Here is a 15,384-nt window from a genome sequence, read left to right as displayed (position 1 = left end):
TTGTAACGCATTACTTGACCTTTTTAATTTCCAAGTATTGATACGTTTGCACCTTTTTGGGTGTGTATGTGTAGTCTATTTGCGTTTCGCCGTCCACCGTCCACAGCTCGCCGTCTAATACGACCATATCGCCGTTTTCAAATTTCATGAGCGAATTCGTCTTGATTGTAGCATAGCCGTTAGGTACAATAAGCCCGTCTACCGGCTGATACTCGTTTTCGTTTTTTTGCGTTGCGTCTATCCACCGAAACTTGCCAATATAAACATAACGGTTGTCTTGCACCGTTATCTTCTCGCCGTTCCTAATCTCGATCGGCATATCGTTTGTAAGCCGCTTGTACAGCTTCGCCCTTTCGTTCGGCGAGAACATAGGGTATTCATAGGTTTGTGCCATAGCTCGCTCCCTTAATATTCTGATAGCTTCATTTTCCATTCGCCGACCGCGTTCGGGTCGGTAAGGTAATTCGTTTGAAGCCAAAGAAGAACCTCGTCGTCAAGCCAAAAACCCGACGACATATCTACGTCGTTATCGCGCAGCCGTCCGCTCTCTTGGCTGACGGTCATTTTAGGCGCACGTTTCGCGTCGCCGAATTCGTTTATGTACTCGGCTTGTCTAACAAGCATACGCTCGAATTCGAGCCGCCCCTCTCGCGCGGTCTTAACGCGCCCGAATAGGCTCTTGGCGATGCGGTAGCACATAAGATTGTACTTGGTTTGTGCCATTACCCGTATATAGCTGTAAATGTGGTCGGTCGCCGTTCGTATCAGCTTTTGAATGCCGCGCTGCTCGCAGTCTATACCGTAATACTCGATCGCCGCGTCCGTCAAATAATAGCGGTGGTCCTCTTTGTCGTACCGCATTCGCTCGGTATCGCACGGGTATTGTGCGTTGCTCGGTATCGTGTCATAGAACGGTATCACGAGCTTGCTGTTGTCGTTGTCTTGGTACATGGTGTCACTCCTCGCGTGAAATAAGGCGGCTCGTACCGCCCGACCATTTCTCGTTGCTCTCGCGCCCTTTGTAGCCGGGCAGCGTTCGAACTGTAACGTCGCGTTGGCTCGAAACGTCAAGCCCTTGCTGTTGGGCGATTTCGAGCCTTTGGCTGACGTTCTTCGGTTTGATTTTCTTACCGTCGCCGCGCTCTCCGTCCGGCGTGGTAAGGTTATCGGCTTTTTGCTTCCACTTCTCTGTGTCCTCGTCGGTTGTCATTTGTACGACCGCGAGCGTGTTATAGAGCTTGTGGCTTTGGTAGTGTTCTACGGGTACAACTACGACGTCGCCGGTGCGGTATTCTTTGTCGGTTTCGTAGTCGTATAACTTACCGCTCGCGCTGCCGTGTCCGTAGCTGACCGATATAATTCTGCTCGGCATCGCGCCGCACCTCCCGTGTTAGTTTTTGTCTGCGTCGCCGTCGCTGTCGCTGTCCGCGTCGCTGCTGTCGGTGCTTATGCCGTCGAAGTGTTCGCTCCACTTGTTAGCCGCCGCCCAATTCTCGCTTTCGCTCGCCTTGCACTTGGTCTTGATTTCGTCGACGCAAGCCTTTATGTCCTCGCGCTCGGGGTTCGCTTCGGCTATGTATTCCATTTCTTCCAAAATGTATTCCAAGCTATCGCGCGCGCCCGTCGCCACCGACATAGCTCTACCGCATAGGCGGCTCATTCTATTGTCTGCGCTGTGTTCCATTATTACCTCCGAATTATGGTGTAACGAAATCAAAGGGAGCGAGTATGCCCCGCTCCCGTTGTTTCCGTCGTGTAGTTTAGCCGTTACCGCCGCCGCTCACCGGAGCTTCGACGAACTTCTTGGCGATTGCCTTTTGCGTGTTGCGAATACGCCCGCCGCAAACGGTCAGTATCGATATGAGCGTGCTATTGTGAATAATAGCGTCATACGGTACAAGCCCGATAAAGCGCGCCACGTTGATTATGCAAAGCGTCTTGTGGTCGTAGAGAATATACTCGATATTGCTCCAATCCCACAGCGCCTTTTCCTTTTCCCACGCTTCCTTTTTGACGGTGTCGGTGGGTGCGGTTTCGGGAAGTCCGACAAGCGCGCTGTTGTCTTGTCCGAGCGCGTTCGACGTAATCATGGCAATCACATTGTAAACTTTGCCGACCTAAACCTTAACGCCTTTGAAGAAGTGGTCGCAACGGTCGATGTCGGCGCGAGCGTAAACGGCGAGGACGACAGCAAATCGCACACGATCGTTGCGCTTGGCGGCTATACGAAGCAATACCACCGCGTCGTGGCGATAGCTTCCAAGAAGATAAACAGCATCGAACACCGCGACATTATCACCGAAGCCGAAGCGTGGCTGTATAGCTATTGGCTCAAATTCTACGGCAAGTTCAAAACGATACTGATAGACAAAGCCGACTACAAGCTCGTTAGCACTTGGCAAAATCATAGCCGTTGGCGCGGCAAGGTGAGCGTTCTCGGCTGCGTAAAGACCGATAAATGGCTTTGCCCCGACTTGCCGACAAGGGCTTCGATTAAGTGTCAGCTTATGATGCAAAGCAAGCAATACCCGACAAGCTGCACGCCGCCGAGTAGCTTCGCATACAGCGCGCCCTCCGCGTAGCCGCGACAGCCGAGTATCTTCGAATAGTGGTAGAAGCTCCCGACCGGGTAGCTGTTGACAAGCCGCGCCGTTTGCTCGGGTGTCTTGTGCGGGCAGTCGTCTTGTAGGTTGAAATGGTAATAGTGTTCGCTCGGGCGGTCCTCCACCATTTCGTCAAGCTCGATCTTCGGCACGGTGTCGCGGAACATAACCGTCGCGTGGTTTACAAGCTCGGTGTAGAACTCTTGCGTAGGGTTGCCGCCGTTGGTCGTGGTTATCAGCCAACCGGGATATGCCAAACGCTGAACGCGTCCGTATGCCTCGCGTATAACGTCTGGGTGTAGCGCCGACAGCTCGTCAAGCAATATGCCGCCCAAGTCAAGCGACAGTATGTTCTGATAGCTCGCTTTGTTGTCCGCTCCGGCTATGTACACTATTTTCTTGCCGTACTTGCCGTAGATGCAAAAGTGCGAACCGGCAGCGTCCTTGTTGCCGTCGCTGTACTCGCTGCACAGCCCTCTGTGTATGTTGTACAAGCTGTCGGCTTTGTCTACGAAGTTACGCTTGGCGAGTACGCTCGACACGCCTATAATCGCAAATTGGTTGACGTTTGCGGGCGCGTTCATTACTCGGTCGAAGAATGTCAAACCGCCGACGAGCGTCTTACTCGTTCCCATAGCTCCGCACAAGTGAATGACCGGTGCGTCGTCCGCGAATATCGCCCGCATTTTCTCCGTCCATATCACTTGGTCGAATGTCATTTCTTCTTCGCCCCTTTGATAGCCGCCGCCGCTCGGTCGTATGCCGCGCGCTGCTCGTCCTTAATCTCTAAATTGACGGTGGAAGCCGCCGCCTCGCCGCGTATCTCGATTAAGAGCTTGTTCGCTTGCGGGTCGCCGTTCTCGGCTTTTTTCAGTAGCTGAAGCAGTCGGAGCGTTTGGCGCGTTCGCATATCTTCGGGTATGCCGAGCGCCGCCATAATCTCGTTGTTGCCGTCCTTTACCGCGAGGCTGTCGAGCATCTCCACTATCTCGCGCGAAGTCTTGGCTTGCGCTCGCACTTCGGCACTCTTCTTCCCGCCTTTGCGTCCGTTCTTCACGGCTTCCTCACGGCTTGACGGCGGCTTTTCCTTGCCGAAGCGTTTTAGATTTTTCTCGTTTGCCATTGGTCCCTCCCATTAGAACAGCCCCCACTCGGCAAACTTTTCAAAGCCGCCGATATCGTTTATGTAGCTTCTCGCTATCTCTACGATTTCGGCGTAGGGCTTTCCGTCTATTGTTGTATCGCCTATCGCGCACGACAGCTCTACGGGTCGCCCCGTTTCTTGTGCTTTAAGGAATGCGTATATATTCACGCTGACGTCGGCTTTCGATAGGTCTTTGCCGTGTAAGCCGCCGCCCGTTACCGAATGCCCCATATCGCTGCCGAGCTTTCGGTTGGTTGCTCCCGTGTCTACGTTCAAACCGCCGAGCCAATCTCCGAGCGGGTTTACTGTGATTTTACCGCCGCTGCCTTTGGCGAGATTTTGCCGTAGCTCGTTCGTGTTCGCGTGGCTTTGGCATACGATTATTTTCTCGCCGTCCACTATGTAATTGCCGTCGCTCTGATATTCGTCGTATAAGGCTCTTGCAAGCCAAGACGCGCGGTGTTCTTCTTCCGTTAGCGGAATTCCCTTGAATATTCCGTTGTCGCCACAGCGTAGCTCACATCGCTGATTTTCGGCAAGCGCCGCGTCTTGGTTGTGTCTTACATAGTCGACCGCAATCGTTCCCGCTATTCGCCACACCGCCTTGTGTATTTCGTCCGTGCGTAGCACCACCGAGCTTTCAGCTATTATGTGGGCTTTGCCGTGTCCGATTAGGACCTCGACCGCTATCTTCGGGTTTCGGTCTTTCATGTACGCCATATCGACGAGCGCGCCCGCTATGCGGTCGGCTATCTTGTCGGGGTGGTTCGGGTTTACTTTTTCGATCATTGTATCTTAACCGCCTTTTGACCGGTCAGCTTCTCCCACCGGTCGATTATTACGTCGCAGTAGCGCGGGTCAAACTCTATCGTGGTGCATACTCTCCCGAGCTGCTCGCAAGCTATCAACACGCTTCCGCTGCCGCCGAACGGATCGAGTACGCTCTCGCCCGGTCGGGTGCTGTTTCTTATCAATCTTGCAAGCAGTTTAACGGGCTTCATTGTAGGGTGTTCGGCGTTCTGCGCGGGTTTGTCCTCGTTTATAACGGACGTGCTTTGTTTGTCCGAGAATATGTCTTGCAAGAGCTTGATTGCTTCGTCTTTCTTGAGCTTTTTTAGATTGATGCCTTTGTCCTCGTACACCGTCGCTTGTGTCCGGTCGTCAATGAAGTAATGAGCCGCGCCGTCTTTCCAACCGTACAAGCAAGGCTCGTGTTTCCATTGGTAGTCTTGCCGACCCATAACTATGGTGTTCTTATTCCATACAAGGCATTGTCTTACTTTGCCCAACTGTTCGCGCGCCGCCTTGCGGAAGTTTTCGCCCTCGATGTCGGCGTGGAATATATACCAAACGCCGCCCGGCTTTAATGCTTCGGCGGCGTTTCGGAACGCGTCACTCAAAAACTCGAAAAACGACGCGTCGTCCTTTTTGTCGTTCTCGATTTTCAGCTTGTCTTTCGTTTTGCCCTCGTAATCTACGTTATACGGCGGGTCGGTCAACAAAAGGTCAAAGAGCGCCCCCCCCCCCCCCCGAGATTTGTATAGCTCAATGCGCTTGTTGCATCTCCGCATAGCAGCGTATGCGCGCCGAGCTTATACATATCGCCGAGCTTCGCTTTCGGTTCTTCGGGTGGTTCGGGTTCGTAATTATCTTCGTAGGCTTCGCCGGGTAGCGTGGTATCGAAGCCGAAGTCGGTCATATCGAGCTGTATGTCGCTCAACTCTAACTGCAGCAGCTCGAAATCCCAATCGGCAAGCTCGGCGGTCTTATTGTCCGCAAGCCTAAACGCTTTGATTTGGTCGGGCGTTAGATCGTCCGCTATTATGCACGGTACCTCTTTAAGCCCGAGCTTCTTCGCGGCTTTGAACCGCGTGTGTCCGGCTATGATTTCGCCGTCCGTGTCTATCACGATCGGAACTTTGAAGCCGAACTCTTTTATGCTCGCCGCGACCGCGTCGACCGCTCCGTCGTTCTTGCGCGGGTTGCGCTTGTACGGCTTCAAGTCCTCTATCTTGTAGTTAATTACTTGCATAAACAAGCTCTCCCTCTACGTCCACGAAGTGTATCTCGTCGCCCTTTTCTTGCGTGCCGACACAAAACGCTCTATCGTCCACAATCAGTATGTAGGTCACGCATTCCCAATCGAGCCACGCCACCTCTTCCGTATATAGATAGTAAAGCCGTGCGTCGTCCGCTTTGTCGGGGTCTACTTCGTCGCGTATATCAAAAAGAGCAAGCTCGATTATAGCTCGCTCTTTGTCGCTGACGTCGGGTTCGGTCGGCGCGGTCTTATTCGTACAAGCAAAAAGCAGCGCCGAAAGCGCCGCTATCGCTATCACTAAAAGTATTCGCTTCACGCTTGCAAAGCTCCTTGTGAAATTTTCAACGATACTATTATATCACATAAAATCGGCTATTTACACGCAGCCTTTGTGTGTAACTCATAAAAGATTAAATTTCCGCGCCCATTTTAACGCGTACTCAAGCCAACGGTCACGCCAACGATAGAATGTCGTTTCCCATAGTCCGTCGCACAATAGCTCTTTGAGCGGTCGCCCTTTTATGTACAGCTCGACCATAACTTTATGCTCCGGCTCGAATTGAAAAGCTATAAAGGTATTGCGGACGACTGTTGCCCACGTTCGCTCCGTATCAAGCTTCAACAGCCGAAGCCCTTTGCTTTCGGTCGGATTGCTTATGTTGCCACCCCCGCCGCCTACGCCGCTATAATTGGCTGTCAGTCCCGCGTCTACTATATCGCGCACCCGGTCCTCGTATAGTGCCGCGTCCGCTTGGTAGTTTTTGAAGTGCCATTCTATTTGTTTACGAATTCGTTTCGTCAGCATCGAGTAATTCCTCCGTCAACTCTGTTATTTTGGTATTGTAGTCAAGCGATAGCAATACGCCAAGTATAGCCATAAGGCAAGCCGTTACTATGCTATCGCCCGCAAGGTGGTATTGGCTCGAGTCCGATTGGCGCTTTGCTACCGCTTCGTAATCTTCGCGCTTAACGCCCATTAAACGGAAGCACTCGCGCGGTGTTAGTTTGCGTATTCGGCAGTTAGGCTTTTGCGGTTCGGGGTAGTCGTCGTGTTCGCCTACTATCATTTCGCCCGTCTTTGCGTCCACAAAGCAGCCCAAGTCGTTATTCCATACCACGCTTTCTTCGTCGTCCGTTACAACGGGCAGTATCGCGGTTTTGAAGCCGTCCGGTCGGGTTGTGATTGTAGGGCTTACGCCGTCTTTATTGACTCGCTTGTTGTATGCGTCTATCGTGTCGCCCGGCTCGCAATCGTTCTCTTGTAGGGTTTCGATCGCTTGTTGATAAAAGCGATAATCGGAAAGCTCGATAATGCCTTGACCGTTCCTTTTTAGGTCAGCCCCGACATTTCGGGTAATCGTTCCGCATACGCTGCTATCGGCGCGTACTTGCTGATTGAAGCCGTCCCGCACGAGCGGCTCTATAATTCGGTTGTTGTGCTTCGGGCTGCTTCCGTCCGTCGTCAACGTGCCGACCGTTCCGTCTGTCCGCAAGCGCCCGTTTTGTTCGTCATACGCCATAGGCTCGACCACCACTTGTTGCACGTCGCTCGTTGTGAGTGTTTGAGCTACGCCGTGACCGACGCGTCCGCGTCGCGTTTTGCTGTTCGGAAATGCTGTATTTATACTGTCGCCATAAGTGGCTACGTCGTAGCCCTTTTTTGTGGCTTCGGGGACGATTATTTTCAATTCTTGCGCCCCCCCCCCCGCCGTGTGTATCGTGGGCGACAAGCCGTTTATTCCGTAGACACGGCGGCTTATGTCATGTAGCTTTTCCCACTTGTCGCCGGTCAGCTTTCCTATTTGTTTGCATCTTGGTTCGTGCATAATATCACCCCATTCGTTCCGTTTGTGTCAATCGTGCGGCTTATGTCCGGGAGTGGACCTCTTTGAAATGCTGCCGATTTTCCGACAGTTATTCCGAAGCTGCCCCCCCCCCCCGCGTTCCATGACCGCGTTCATTGCTTGGTTTCCGAAGCCCTTGCGGTCCCTCGCACATATCGTCGACGCGACCGTCGTCGTCCGTTCGAGCTTCGTTCCCTTGTTCGATAATAAAATTGTCGTCCGTTCTTCCTCCGGCTCGGGTGCTGATTGTTTTAGCGTACCCCCCCCCCGTCAGTCGGATCAAACTTGAAACCGTTACCTTTCGCTTGTTGCTTCGCCGTGTGCTTCTCGAACATTTCTATCTTCGCATCGGTAAGGTAATACTTTTCGTCAACGTGCCGATCGAGAAAATCTTTCAATAGATACTTTAATTCTCGCGTTTTCGGAAATGTATAGTAGTAGTCGCCGAGTATGCTTATCATAAAGCAACGGTTGCGGTTCTGCGGTATTCCGAAGTCTTTTGCATTCATTAGTCGGTGGTAATTCTTGTAACCCAACCGCTCCAAAAACTCGCGCCATTGTACAAAGTCCGCTATCGCGCCGCCGCCCACAACTTGCGGTACGTTCTCCATAAGTAGCACTTGCGGCAGCTCGTGGCACTCGCTCAAAAGCCTTTCGACCTCCCATAATAGCCCGCTGCGCGTTCCGCTGCCTTTACTCATTCCGGCGCCGTTGCCCGCCGTGCTTAAGTCTTGGCAAGGGAACGAATACGTCATTATATAAAGGAATTGGTCGGTATCGAAAATCGCCAAGTCACTTGCGGTGGCTTGCGTTATGCTGCCGATATTCCGCGTCGCTCGCATATTGTTATAAATAGAACGTGCGACCTTTTCGCTAAACCGTTTGATTTGCTCTTCGGTAGCCGGCGCGTTGTAGTCAATCGATATTTTACCGACGAGCCACGCCTTTATTTCGTCGACCGTCAATTCTTCTGAATAATCGGTGTGGTCGGCGGTGGCGTGAATGTCTTTGTATGCTTGTATAGATTTCGTCGCCCACTCGCTTATGCGGTGATGCTCGAACGGTACACCGAGATATTTCAGCGCGAGTGCTTGGCTTCCGTACCCGGCGAATAGCTCTATAAGGCGTATTGGCTTATTGTTGCGGAACGGCTGCGTACCGTCAAAAAAGCTGATTTGGTTCATAGTTTAATAAATTCCTTTCCGTAAATCTCGTTTAGTGTGTCGATGCAATGTCGCATTCCCAACCCGTCCTTTGTGGGCTTCCACAGCCCGTCGGTGTCGTATGCCCCGCCGCCCATACAGTAATCGTATTGTCGCGGGTGGGTGCGCTTTAATCGTTGGAAGCGGTTCTCGCCCTTTTCGAGATGCGCACCAAAGCCGCAAAATATACAGCCCGTCCTATCACAACCGGTAGTACAAAGTTTATCGCCGCATTCGCACAAGGTTTCTTTATATGTAAATCCGTCTTGGCTATTCTGAACGACGATATCTCCGTAAACGCTCGCGGTCGGTAGCTTGTACTTTTTTATATAAAGCAGTATGTCCTGCTCCGTCCAAAAGCTCATTGGGTTGCTTGTCGGGTGTTTCATGTTGAAACCGTTGCACCCGTTTTGTAACCACTTTTGCATTCGCAGTTTGCTTTCGCTCGCCATTTGCGCGGTCATTTGTACTTTTCCGGTTTGTTTGCAGTAGGCTCGAATTGGCGTCTTTTTCATTACGTTACAGCACTTGTTGTCGACGTTAAAATCGACGTGCAGCAGCGGCTTGTATTTCTCATAATTGAATAAACTTTTATTGCCGTTTTTGTCGACGTGCGTTCCGTCTAACTGCCGCAGTCGCTGAATGTATTTGCCACATTGTAGGGCTTTTTTTGCTTGAGCTACGCATTCCGTAACTTCCTTGCTTATAAACGGGTAGCCGTATTTTCGTATCACTTCGTCAAACCGCATCTTCGGGCGCAGTATCGTTACGTTGTCGAACCCCTTTACGAATGATTGTATTTCGGGGTATTCAAGCCCGGTGTTTACGAAAACGGCTTCGATCTCGGGGTACATTTGGCGCGTTATGTGTAATAGCACCGTGCTGTCTTTGCCGCCCGAAAACGATACAAACACGCCGCCTACGCCGTAATAATCGACCCATTCTCTTATACGTAGCCGCGTCTTTTGAATTTTCATATCAAGCGGGTACGCTTGGAATAATCGCAATTCGTCTTTCGTAGGCATCACGCGCTCTCCGTTCCGTCGTGTATATTGCCGATAACTTCAAACCATTTAATTCTCTGCTTTTCGTAGATTTCAAAGCCGATCGGACGGTACATTGCTATTCCCTCGCAGTCGGTTTCAAAACAGAACGTGCCGTTTTTGAATACAACTTTTTCTATAAGCTCGAACTCGCCCTCGTAGTGTTTACCGCTTGGGCTGCACCGCTTGTCAAGATATACCACTCGGCAAATATCGCCCTCGAATACCCTTTTGCCGTTCTTGTCTTGCAAGCCCGTATATTGCCCGACCGTTTCGGGTATAACTTCGGCTTGCAAGTGTTGGTTCGGCAAGCCCCAATCGGTCATACGCGAAAAAACGATCGTGTGATGCGTGTTCTCGGGGTGGCGGTCGCAGTCCTCTTTGAAGCAATATGTTGTATCGTCATACCGCCTATATGCTCCCTCGTACCACTTGCCATCGTCCTTGTCTTTGCCGCGAAAAATAATATCTCTCATATTATGCTCTCCCGTTCCAAAGCTCGATCGCTTTGTTTTTGGCTTCCTCGCTCGCCGTGTAAACATTCTTGTCCGCCTTACTGCTTGCCGTGCCACCTCTCGCGTGGCACTTATTACACCGAACCGTCGCGCTATGTGTTCCCGTGTCGCTCCATTGCCCGTTGTGCTTGCTTTCGATTTTCAGCGATGTGCTTCCGCAAAACGGACACGGCTTCAATTCGCACTCGCTCATTTCTTTGCCTCCAAAAGCTCGCGGTTGTCGTATATGTTGCCGATTACCTCAATAAACGCTCCGCTTTCTTCCATATCTACCCAATGCAATATATCTACTCGAGGGATTCGCATTGTTGCGAACGGCGTTTTACAAAGCGGAACTAACTGAAAGCCCCAATTATACTGTGCGTTAGGGTTGCCAAACTCAACTCGCGCATAATATGTCGCGTCAACGATTTTGTCGGTTATTTTTACAACATCGCCCTCGAAAATCTTTGTACCGTTTGTATCGCTTAAGCCCGTGTATTCGCAAACGGTTTCGCGGTCAACGTCTATACCGCTTACGCCGTCAGTATTCGTCATTTCGGTAAAGTGAGTGTCGTGGTATTCGCGGTCGCTGCTTATCAACCCATAAACCCAATCGCCGTTTTTATAGTCCGTGCGATATTGCATTCGGAGGTCGCGGTTACCTAACCTAACCTGTGTTTCCGTTTCGTTTCCAACTTGTATACAAGGTGTTTCCACACACTCGGTGTAGGTCTTGTTTTTGTCAAAACCGAGCCGCGCTCGCTCGTCAACGTATATCGTTTCTTTGAAGCGGTCTTTTTGAATAATGTTGTGTACTCGCCAATGCCGAATTACCGTTATGCCGTCCTCGAACACGATCACGAAGCGCTTTACGATTAGTAGCTTGAAGTCATCCTCGCTCGCACCTATCATAGAGCGCACGCGCTTTGCGTTTCCAAGGAAGCCCTCGTCGTCCGCTCGCATTGAAAGGTGGAAGTATAGTGCTTGTGCCGAAAGCGGCATATCGAGAAACGCATCGCTGTCGATTATTGATTTTGCGAACATTCGCCTTTCTGCCATTACTCGATCCCTCCGTTAAAACGGTAAGTCGTCGTTGTCTACGGGCTGCATATCGTTTCGCGGCGGTTCGGGGTAATCGTTATCGTTTCGCGGTGCTGTGTTGCTTTTAGGCGTAAGAAATTCCACCTCGTCGGCTACAACGTCGAATGACGTCCTTTTTATGCCGTCGCGGTCCTCGTACTGCCTACGCTGCACCGAGCCGTTAATTCCGACCTTGCTTCCCTTGAATAGGTACTTCGCACACCTATCGGCGAGCTGTCGCCAAGTGATAACGTCGAAGTAGTCCGCTACGCGCTCGCCCGCCGAATTCGTAAACGGTCGGTTGACTGCGATTTGAAAGCGGGTAAACTGTACGCCACCGTTCGTCGTGCTTGTTTCGGGGTCTTTTGTGAGATTTCCTATCAAAATAATTTTGTTCATGATTGCTCCTTTTTGTAAATTCTGTCGGCGTCCGAAAAGTCCGGATACCATAAGTCAAGGTGTTCTTTTACGCGCTTAAGCAAGCTGTCGCGCGCCGTCGTGTTGTCCATTAGATCGTGGCATGGGCGGCATAGCGTAACGATATTTTGCTCTATACCAAGCCCGCCCTTACTTCGCGGTATGTAATGCGCTTCGGGCAAGCCGGGCTTGCCGCAAAGCACGCATTGTCCGCGATCGCGTTTGTATACTACGTCTTTGGTCGCTTTGCTTATTGCACACGCCTTTGTTCGCTCGTTCACGGTTGGGCCTCCCAAGTGGCGATTAGGTTCGCCAACTCTTCGGGCGTTCTCGTTTCGATACCAAGCTCTTTGGCTTCGTACACGACGCCGTCTATAAGCCGTTTCATTTCCGTTTTGTCGAGCGTGTGCGTGTGTTTATAAAGCACGTATTGGCTGTAAGGCTTTCCGTTTTTCGCGGTGAAATCGGCGATCCATTTTGCGTATTTGTGGTACTTTGCTATGTCCGCGCTTTTAGGTAAAGCCGCAATTACAACGTCGCCACCCTCCGTCGCTATCGTGCCGTATTCAAGCACCATTTGTACTTTTGCTTCGTCCGCACCGAGCTGCATCGCTTCGGCTATCTTATCAACCAAAACGTGGAAGTACGCGTTTGCGTTCAAGCTCCGCTTTTCTTTGTACCACTCAACAGCCACCGTGAGCCGTTCTTTGCCGTTTGCAAGCCCCGTGCGTATCGTTGCGGCTGCTTGCTTGGCGGGGTACGCTTCGTCCTTTGCGACGCGTAACGAAAGCACAAGCGAGCCGTCCGCGTCCGTCAAGCAGTTTTCGAACGTACAGTTAAATTTGCCGATTTCCTTTGCCAACTTACGCCTCCCGAATTGTTATCTTGACCGTGCCTTTTACTTGCGATATAGTCGTGTATTTTTCCGCAATTTCGCGGTGTTCTGCTCTTAAACGCTTGCCGTCGATGCCTTGCTTTACATACGGATCAACTCGTGTAATTTGCATCGATTTGTCGAGCGTTTCCCACGTCTTAATGCCTTGCGCGGTCATAAATTCGTAAAGTTTCTGACGGTAACCGTCCGATACTTCTTTCGCTTTCTTTTGCACTGCTTCCGCTATTTTAAGCTCGCGTTCCGCTGCTTCCACGCACGCTATTAGGTCGCCCTCGACCACAAGACCCGGTTCGTGATAAATCTCACCGTTGCGCTCACATTCGAGCAGTTTGTCAATTTCGGCGTCGGGTATGCGCTCGATTTCGATAATCTTTGACGCTTCTTCTCGCAAGTGGAATATGAACATTCTGTCGAACTTTACGCCCGCAAGCCGTTCGTACAGCGAGAGCTGCCAAGCGCAAGAACGCACGTCCACTCTTTGCGTGGTTTTAATGTCGACAAGCGTCGAGCCGCAAATGCTCGTGCCGATTAGGTCAGCCGTTCCCGCTATGATATACTTGTCGATTTCGGTGTCGGGTATGTCGCCGCTCGGTAATACGATTTCGCTTTCTTGGGGCGCGAATTGTATCTCGTCCACAAGGTCGAGATAGCCCATAAATTCGGGCGTAAATCCGACCGCTCCGTTCTTGATATACTCTTCGATTTCGCTGTGAACAGCTGTACCCTTTTTCGCGGCTTTTTCCAAAACGTCCGGGTTTACCGCTGAATAATCGGTAGACAGCCCGTGTTTCTTCAAAAGGCGCGTAACGCTTATAAGCCGTTTATCGCCGAGCCAATAGGTATGCTGTTCTTCGTTGAATACTACTCTCATTGTGCATTTCCCTCCGTATTTTCGATTTGCTGTTGTGCTGCTTGTTGTGCTGCTTGTTGTGCTGCTTTCTTCGCTTCCACTTTTGCGATAGCGGCTTTTTGCATCGCGATAGCTTCCGCGACCTCTTCTTTGCTGATTTCGTCGACGCTCTTTTTGAAATGCGCGGCGATATTGTTTAAGTCCATTTTAAGGGCTTGAACCTCTTTCAGCTGCTCGGGCGTAGGCTTCTCAAACGGCTTGTCCGCTTTTTGCTTGCCGCTGCCGTTCTCGCTGTTGCCGGTGCCGCCGTCCAATATATCGCTCTCCGCGATATCGAACATAGCCATATACAAATAACGGCGCTGATACGTTTCGACCGCTCCGAGATTTTGCATATCGTTGCAGCCCGTCACTTTCACTTCGCGCATCGGGCTTGTGATCGTGAATGTTTGCTCGCTGTCGAAGTCGTATGCCGTAAGCGTCGCTTCGGTGGCTGTGAAATTGACAATCGCCGTAAATCTCTCGGCGAGCATTAGCTCGTTGAGCTGCGGGGTAAAGTCAGCTAACTCAAGGTACGGCTTGCTTTCGCGTCCGTTCATTTTGCCGCTTTTTTTAACTTCCGTTTTTTGCAGCCCCACGCGAACGCATTGTATCTTTTCGAACAGCGTTTTTTTGCGCGGCGGCTGTGCTTTTGCGTCCGACTTTTCGGTCGCCGGTTTCTTGGTGGCGGTGGGTTTCTTTACCTCTTCCGCAGCTTGCTTTTCTTTTTCCATGTGCTTGTCCTCCTATTTGACAAATGGGTTTACTTGTGATAGAATGACACCGGGTCGGCATTGTGATATACCTTGTTTCGGCTGCTCCGTGTGCCTTGTTGCGTAAGGCTGCGGGGCTTTTTTGTTTGCCGTTTCGTATTGGCTTTTGAGCTGCATCACGCAATAGATCACCCATTCGTTAATGCTTTTGAACCCGCATTGCTGCAGCACTTCTCTCGTCAATACCTTGCGGCAGTCGTTGTTGAGCCGTACCGTCATTTTGTATTCGGTCGTTTCTCTGATTGCCTTTGCCCCGCCGGTCGCTTCCGTCGCGGTGTTCACGCTCGGTATAAGTCGGACCTCTTCGGGGGTGTAAATGTCGGTCGGCAAGCATTGTAACGCTTCGGTTATGCGCTCGAAGTCGCCCGGTATCGGTAAAGCCCGATAATTCTCGAACCGCGAGTACATTGTTGCGTCGATGCTCGCCGCATCTGCCACTTGCTTGGCTTGCAAGCCTTTTCTTTCGCGTAGCTCTCTATATTTCGGCATAATCACCTCCCTCGTAATTTTTTTGCTACGCTTTTGCCAAGCCGTCGATAATGAGCTTTCTTACGATTGCGCTCACGCTCGTTTGCTCTTGCTTGGCGCGCTCGCTCAACTTGTCGAACGTGTCTTTCGGAACGCACAGCGTAAAGCGCTTCTCTTTGCTCAACGTGCTTCCCTTGCCCATAAATAGCTTTACCTCCTTGTAGTATTCGGGTTGCCCCGAACGCCGCGCCGAGCGCGGTCGTTTCGTCTTAATTTTCAAAGACTCGTCAGCGGGGTTATTCGAGTACAAACTCAACCGTGTACTCTTTGTAATTCTCAACTATGTATTTTTTGGTATCGTCCACCATTTCGTTCCGACCGAGCGCCATTCTCACAATGTCCTTTATGCGGTGGCATATTTCGCCGCGATCGTTTTTGATTAAAGCTGTTATGTGTTTTTGTTTGCGGTGCATCTTCATATCGTCTAT

27 protein-coding genes are annotated in these 15,384 nt (G+C 51.1%); 1 reads left to right on the top strand and 26 read right to left on the bottom strand.

From position 1 onward, the window contains the following. Positions 1–10 precede the first annotated feature (10 nt). The 5 genes from NFR57_RS06715 to NFR57_RS06695 form a co-directional block, all read right to left on the bottom strand. On the bottom strand, positions 11–394 hold the full coding sequence (locus tag NFR57_RS06715) for a hypothetical protein (protein WP_251183072.1): 384 nt from the start codon (positions 392–394) through the stop codon (positions 11–13). Positions 395–405: 11 nt separating this feature from the next. Continuing rightward, positions 406–951: a hypothetical protein gene (locus NFR57_RS06710; RefSeq protein WP_251183071.1), complete on the bottom strand. Its 546-nt coding sequence runs from the start codon at positions 949–951 to the stop codon at positions 406–408. Positions 952–955: 4 nt separating this feature from the next. Beyond that, a complete protein-coding gene (locus tag NFR57_RS06705; RefSeq protein ID WP_251183070.1) occupies positions 956–1,372 on the bottom strand; it encodes a hypothetical protein in 417 nt (138 codons plus the stop codon). A gap of 18 nt (positions 1,373–1,390) precedes the next feature. Next, positions 1,391–1,684, bottom strand: coding sequence for a hypothetical protein (locus tag NFR57_RS06700; RefSeq protein WP_251183069.1), 294 nt, complete (start codon positions 1,682–1,684; stop codon positions 1,391–1,393). Positions 1,685–1,760: 76 nt separating this feature from the next. After that, positions 1,761–2,090 (bottom strand): hypothetical protein, encoded by a 330-nt coding sequence (locus NFR57_RS06695; RefSeq protein WP_251183068.1) that lies wholly within the window; start codon positions 2,088–2,090, stop codon positions 1,761–1,763. On the opposite strand from NFR57_RS06695, the gene NFR57_RS06690 reads away from it, so the two are divergent. Then, entirely contained in the window at positions 2,064–2,582 is a 519-nt protein-coding gene (locus NFR57_RS06690; RefSeq protein WP_251183067.1) for a hypothetical protein, read from the top strand. The two genes, NFR57_RS06695 and NFR57_RS06690, sit on opposite strands and share 27 nt — an antisense overlap. Here the strand turns inward: NFR57_RS06690 and NFR57_RS06685 are convergent. The 21 genes from NFR57_RS06685 to NFR57_RS06585 all read right to left on the bottom strand — a co-directional run bounded on the left by NFR57_RS06685 (position 2,501) and on the right by NFR57_RS06585 (position 15,375). Next, positions 2,501–3,322 carry a hypothetical protein gene (locus NFR57_RS06685; protein WP_251183066.1) on the bottom strand — a complete coding sequence of 274 codons (822 nt, stop codon included), beginning with the start codon at positions 3,320–3,322 and terminating at the stop codon, positions 2,501–2,503. The two genes, NFR57_RS06690 and NFR57_RS06685, sit on opposite strands and share 82 nt — an antisense overlap. Then, on the bottom strand, positions 3,319–3,726 hold the full coding sequence (locus NFR57_RS06680; RefSeq protein WP_251183065.1) for a hypothetical protein: 408 nt from the start codon (positions 3,724–3,726) through the stop codon (positions 3,319–3,321). Before NFR57_RS06680 ends, NFR57_RS06685 begins: the two co-directional genes overlap by 4 nt. Positions 3,727–3,738: 12 nt before the next feature. Next, a complete protein-coding gene (locus tag NFR57_RS06675) occupies positions 3,739–4,536 on the bottom strand; it encodes an S-adenosylmethionine synthetase N-terminal domain-containing protein (RefSeq protein ID WP_251183064.1) in 798 nt (265 codons plus the stop codon). Beyond that, entirely contained in the window at positions 4,533–5,249 is a 717-nt protein-coding gene (locus tag NFR57_RS06670; protein ID WP_251183063.1) for a DNA-methyltransferase, read from the bottom strand. Before NFR57_RS06670 ends, NFR57_RS06675 begins: the two co-directional genes overlap by 4 nt. Continuing rightward, the gene (locus NFR57_RS06665; protein WP_251183062.1) at positions 5,243–5,779 is read right to left on the bottom strand and encodes a ParB N-terminal domain-containing protein; all 537 of its coding nucleotides are present in this window, start codon (positions 5,777–5,779) and stop codon (positions 5,243–5,245) included. The genes NFR57_RS06670 and NFR57_RS06665 overlap by 7 nt, the downstream gene beginning before the upstream one ends. Beyond that, positions 5,766–6,104, bottom strand: a complete 339-nt coding sequence (locus NFR57_RS06660; RefSeq protein ID WP_251183061.1) for a hypothetical protein — start codon at positions 6,102–6,104, stop codon at positions 5,766–5,768. The genes NFR57_RS06665 and NFR57_RS06660 overlap by 14 nt, the downstream gene beginning before the upstream one ends. An 84-nt stretch (positions 6,105–6,188) precedes the next feature. Further along, the gene (locus NFR57_RS06655; protein WP_251183060.1) at positions 6,189–6,593 is read right to left on the bottom strand and encodes a hypothetical protein; all 405 of its coding nucleotides are present in this window, start codon (positions 6,591–6,593) and stop codon (positions 6,189–6,191) included. Continuing rightward, complete coding sequence (locus NFR57_RS06650) at positions 6,571–7,614, bottom strand: DNA cytosine methyltransferase (RefSeq protein ID WP_251183059.1); 1,044 nt, start codon at positions 7,612–7,614, stop codon at positions 6,571–6,573. The genes NFR57_RS06655 and NFR57_RS06650 overlap by 23 nt, the downstream gene beginning before the upstream one ends. Positions 7,615–7,883: 269 nt before the next feature. Then, complete coding sequence (locus tag NFR57_RS06645; RefSeq protein ID WP_251183058.1) at positions 7,884–8,816, bottom strand: DNA cytosine methyltransferase; 933 nt, start codon at positions 8,814–8,816, stop codon at positions 7,884–7,886. Then, positions 8,813–9,859 (bottom strand): phosphoadenosine phosphosulfate reductase family protein, encoded by a 1,047-nt coding sequence (locus NFR57_RS06640; RefSeq protein WP_251183057.1) that lies wholly within the window; start codon positions 9,857–9,859, stop codon positions 8,813–8,815. Before NFR57_RS06640 ends, NFR57_RS06645 begins: the two co-directional genes overlap by 4 nt. Then, positions 9,859–10,353: a YopX family protein gene (locus NFR57_RS06635; RefSeq protein ID WP_251183056.1), complete on the bottom strand. Its 495-nt coding sequence runs from the start codon at positions 10,351–10,353 to the stop codon at positions 9,859–9,861. The genes NFR57_RS06640 and NFR57_RS06635 overlap by 1 nt, the downstream gene beginning before the upstream one ends. A gap of 1 nt (position 10,354) precedes the next feature. Continuing rightward, positions 10,355–10,585: a Lar family restriction alleviation protein gene (locus tag NFR57_RS06630; protein WP_251183055.1), complete on the bottom strand. Its 231-nt coding sequence runs from the start codon at positions 10,583–10,585 to the stop codon at positions 10,355–10,357. Next, entirely contained in the window at positions 10,582–11,433 is an 852-nt protein-coding gene (locus NFR57_RS06625) for a YopX family protein (RefSeq protein WP_251183054.1), read from the bottom strand. The genes NFR57_RS06630 and NFR57_RS06625 overlap by 4 nt, the downstream gene beginning before the upstream one ends. A gap of 15 nt (positions 11,434–11,448) precedes the next feature. Further along, on the bottom strand, positions 11,449–11,853 hold the full coding sequence (locus NFR57_RS06620; RefSeq protein WP_251183053.1) for a single-stranded DNA-binding protein: 405 nt from the start codon (positions 11,851–11,853) through the stop codon (positions 11,449–11,451). Then, the gene (locus NFR57_RS06615; RefSeq protein WP_251183052.1) at positions 11,850–12,152 is read right to left on the bottom strand and encodes an HNH endonuclease; all 303 of its coding nucleotides are present in this window, start codon (positions 12,150–12,152) and stop codon (positions 11,850–11,852) included. Before NFR57_RS06615 ends, NFR57_RS06620 begins: the two co-directional genes overlap by 4 nt. After that, positions 12,149–12,733 (bottom strand): hypothetical protein, encoded by a 585-nt coding sequence (locus NFR57_RS06610; protein WP_251183051.1) that lies wholly within the window; start codon positions 12,731–12,733, stop codon positions 12,149–12,151. Before NFR57_RS06610 ends, NFR57_RS06615 begins: the two co-directional genes overlap by 4 nt. Before the next feature lies 1 nt (position 12,734). Then, on the bottom strand, positions 12,735–13,637 hold the full coding sequence (locus NFR57_RS06605; protein ID WP_251183050.1) for a hypothetical protein: 903 nt from the start codon (positions 13,635–13,637) through the stop codon (positions 12,735–12,737). Beyond that, entirely contained in the window at positions 13,634–14,389 is a 756-nt protein-coding gene (locus tag NFR57_RS06600; RefSeq protein ID WP_251183049.1) for an ERF family protein, read from the bottom strand. Before NFR57_RS06600 ends, NFR57_RS06605 begins: the two co-directional genes overlap by 4 nt. A gap of 12 nt (positions 14,390–14,401) precedes the next feature. Beyond that, the gene (locus NFR57_RS06595) at positions 14,402–14,917 is read right to left on the bottom strand and encodes a helix-turn-helix domain-containing protein (protein WP_251183048.1); all 516 of its coding nucleotides are present in this window, start codon (positions 14,915–14,917) and stop codon (positions 14,402–14,404) included. Between the two features lie 25 nt (positions 14,918–14,942). Further along, positions 14,943–15,098 (bottom strand): ribbon-helix-helix protein, CopG family, encoded by a 156-nt coding sequence (locus NFR57_RS06590; protein ID WP_251183047.1) that lies wholly within the window; start codon positions 15,096–15,098, stop codon positions 14,943–14,945. 94 nt (positions 15,099–15,192) lie between these two features. Beyond that, positions 15,193–15,375 (bottom strand): hypothetical protein, encoded by a 183-nt coding sequence (locus tag NFR57_RS06585; protein WP_251183046.1) that lies wholly within the window; start codon positions 15,373–15,375, stop codon positions 15,193–15,195. Positions 15,376–15,384: the final 9 nt, after the last annotated feature.

The organism is Anaerocaecibacter muris (genome assembly GCF_943192945.1).
In the GTDB taxonomy this organism is placed as follows: Bacteria; Bacillota; Clostridia; order Christensenellales; family Pumilibacteraceae; genus Anaerocaecibacter; species Anaerocaecibacter muris.
Note: the sequence above shows the minus strand (reverse complement) of the source record. Positions and strands in the feature narration are given on the sequence as shown.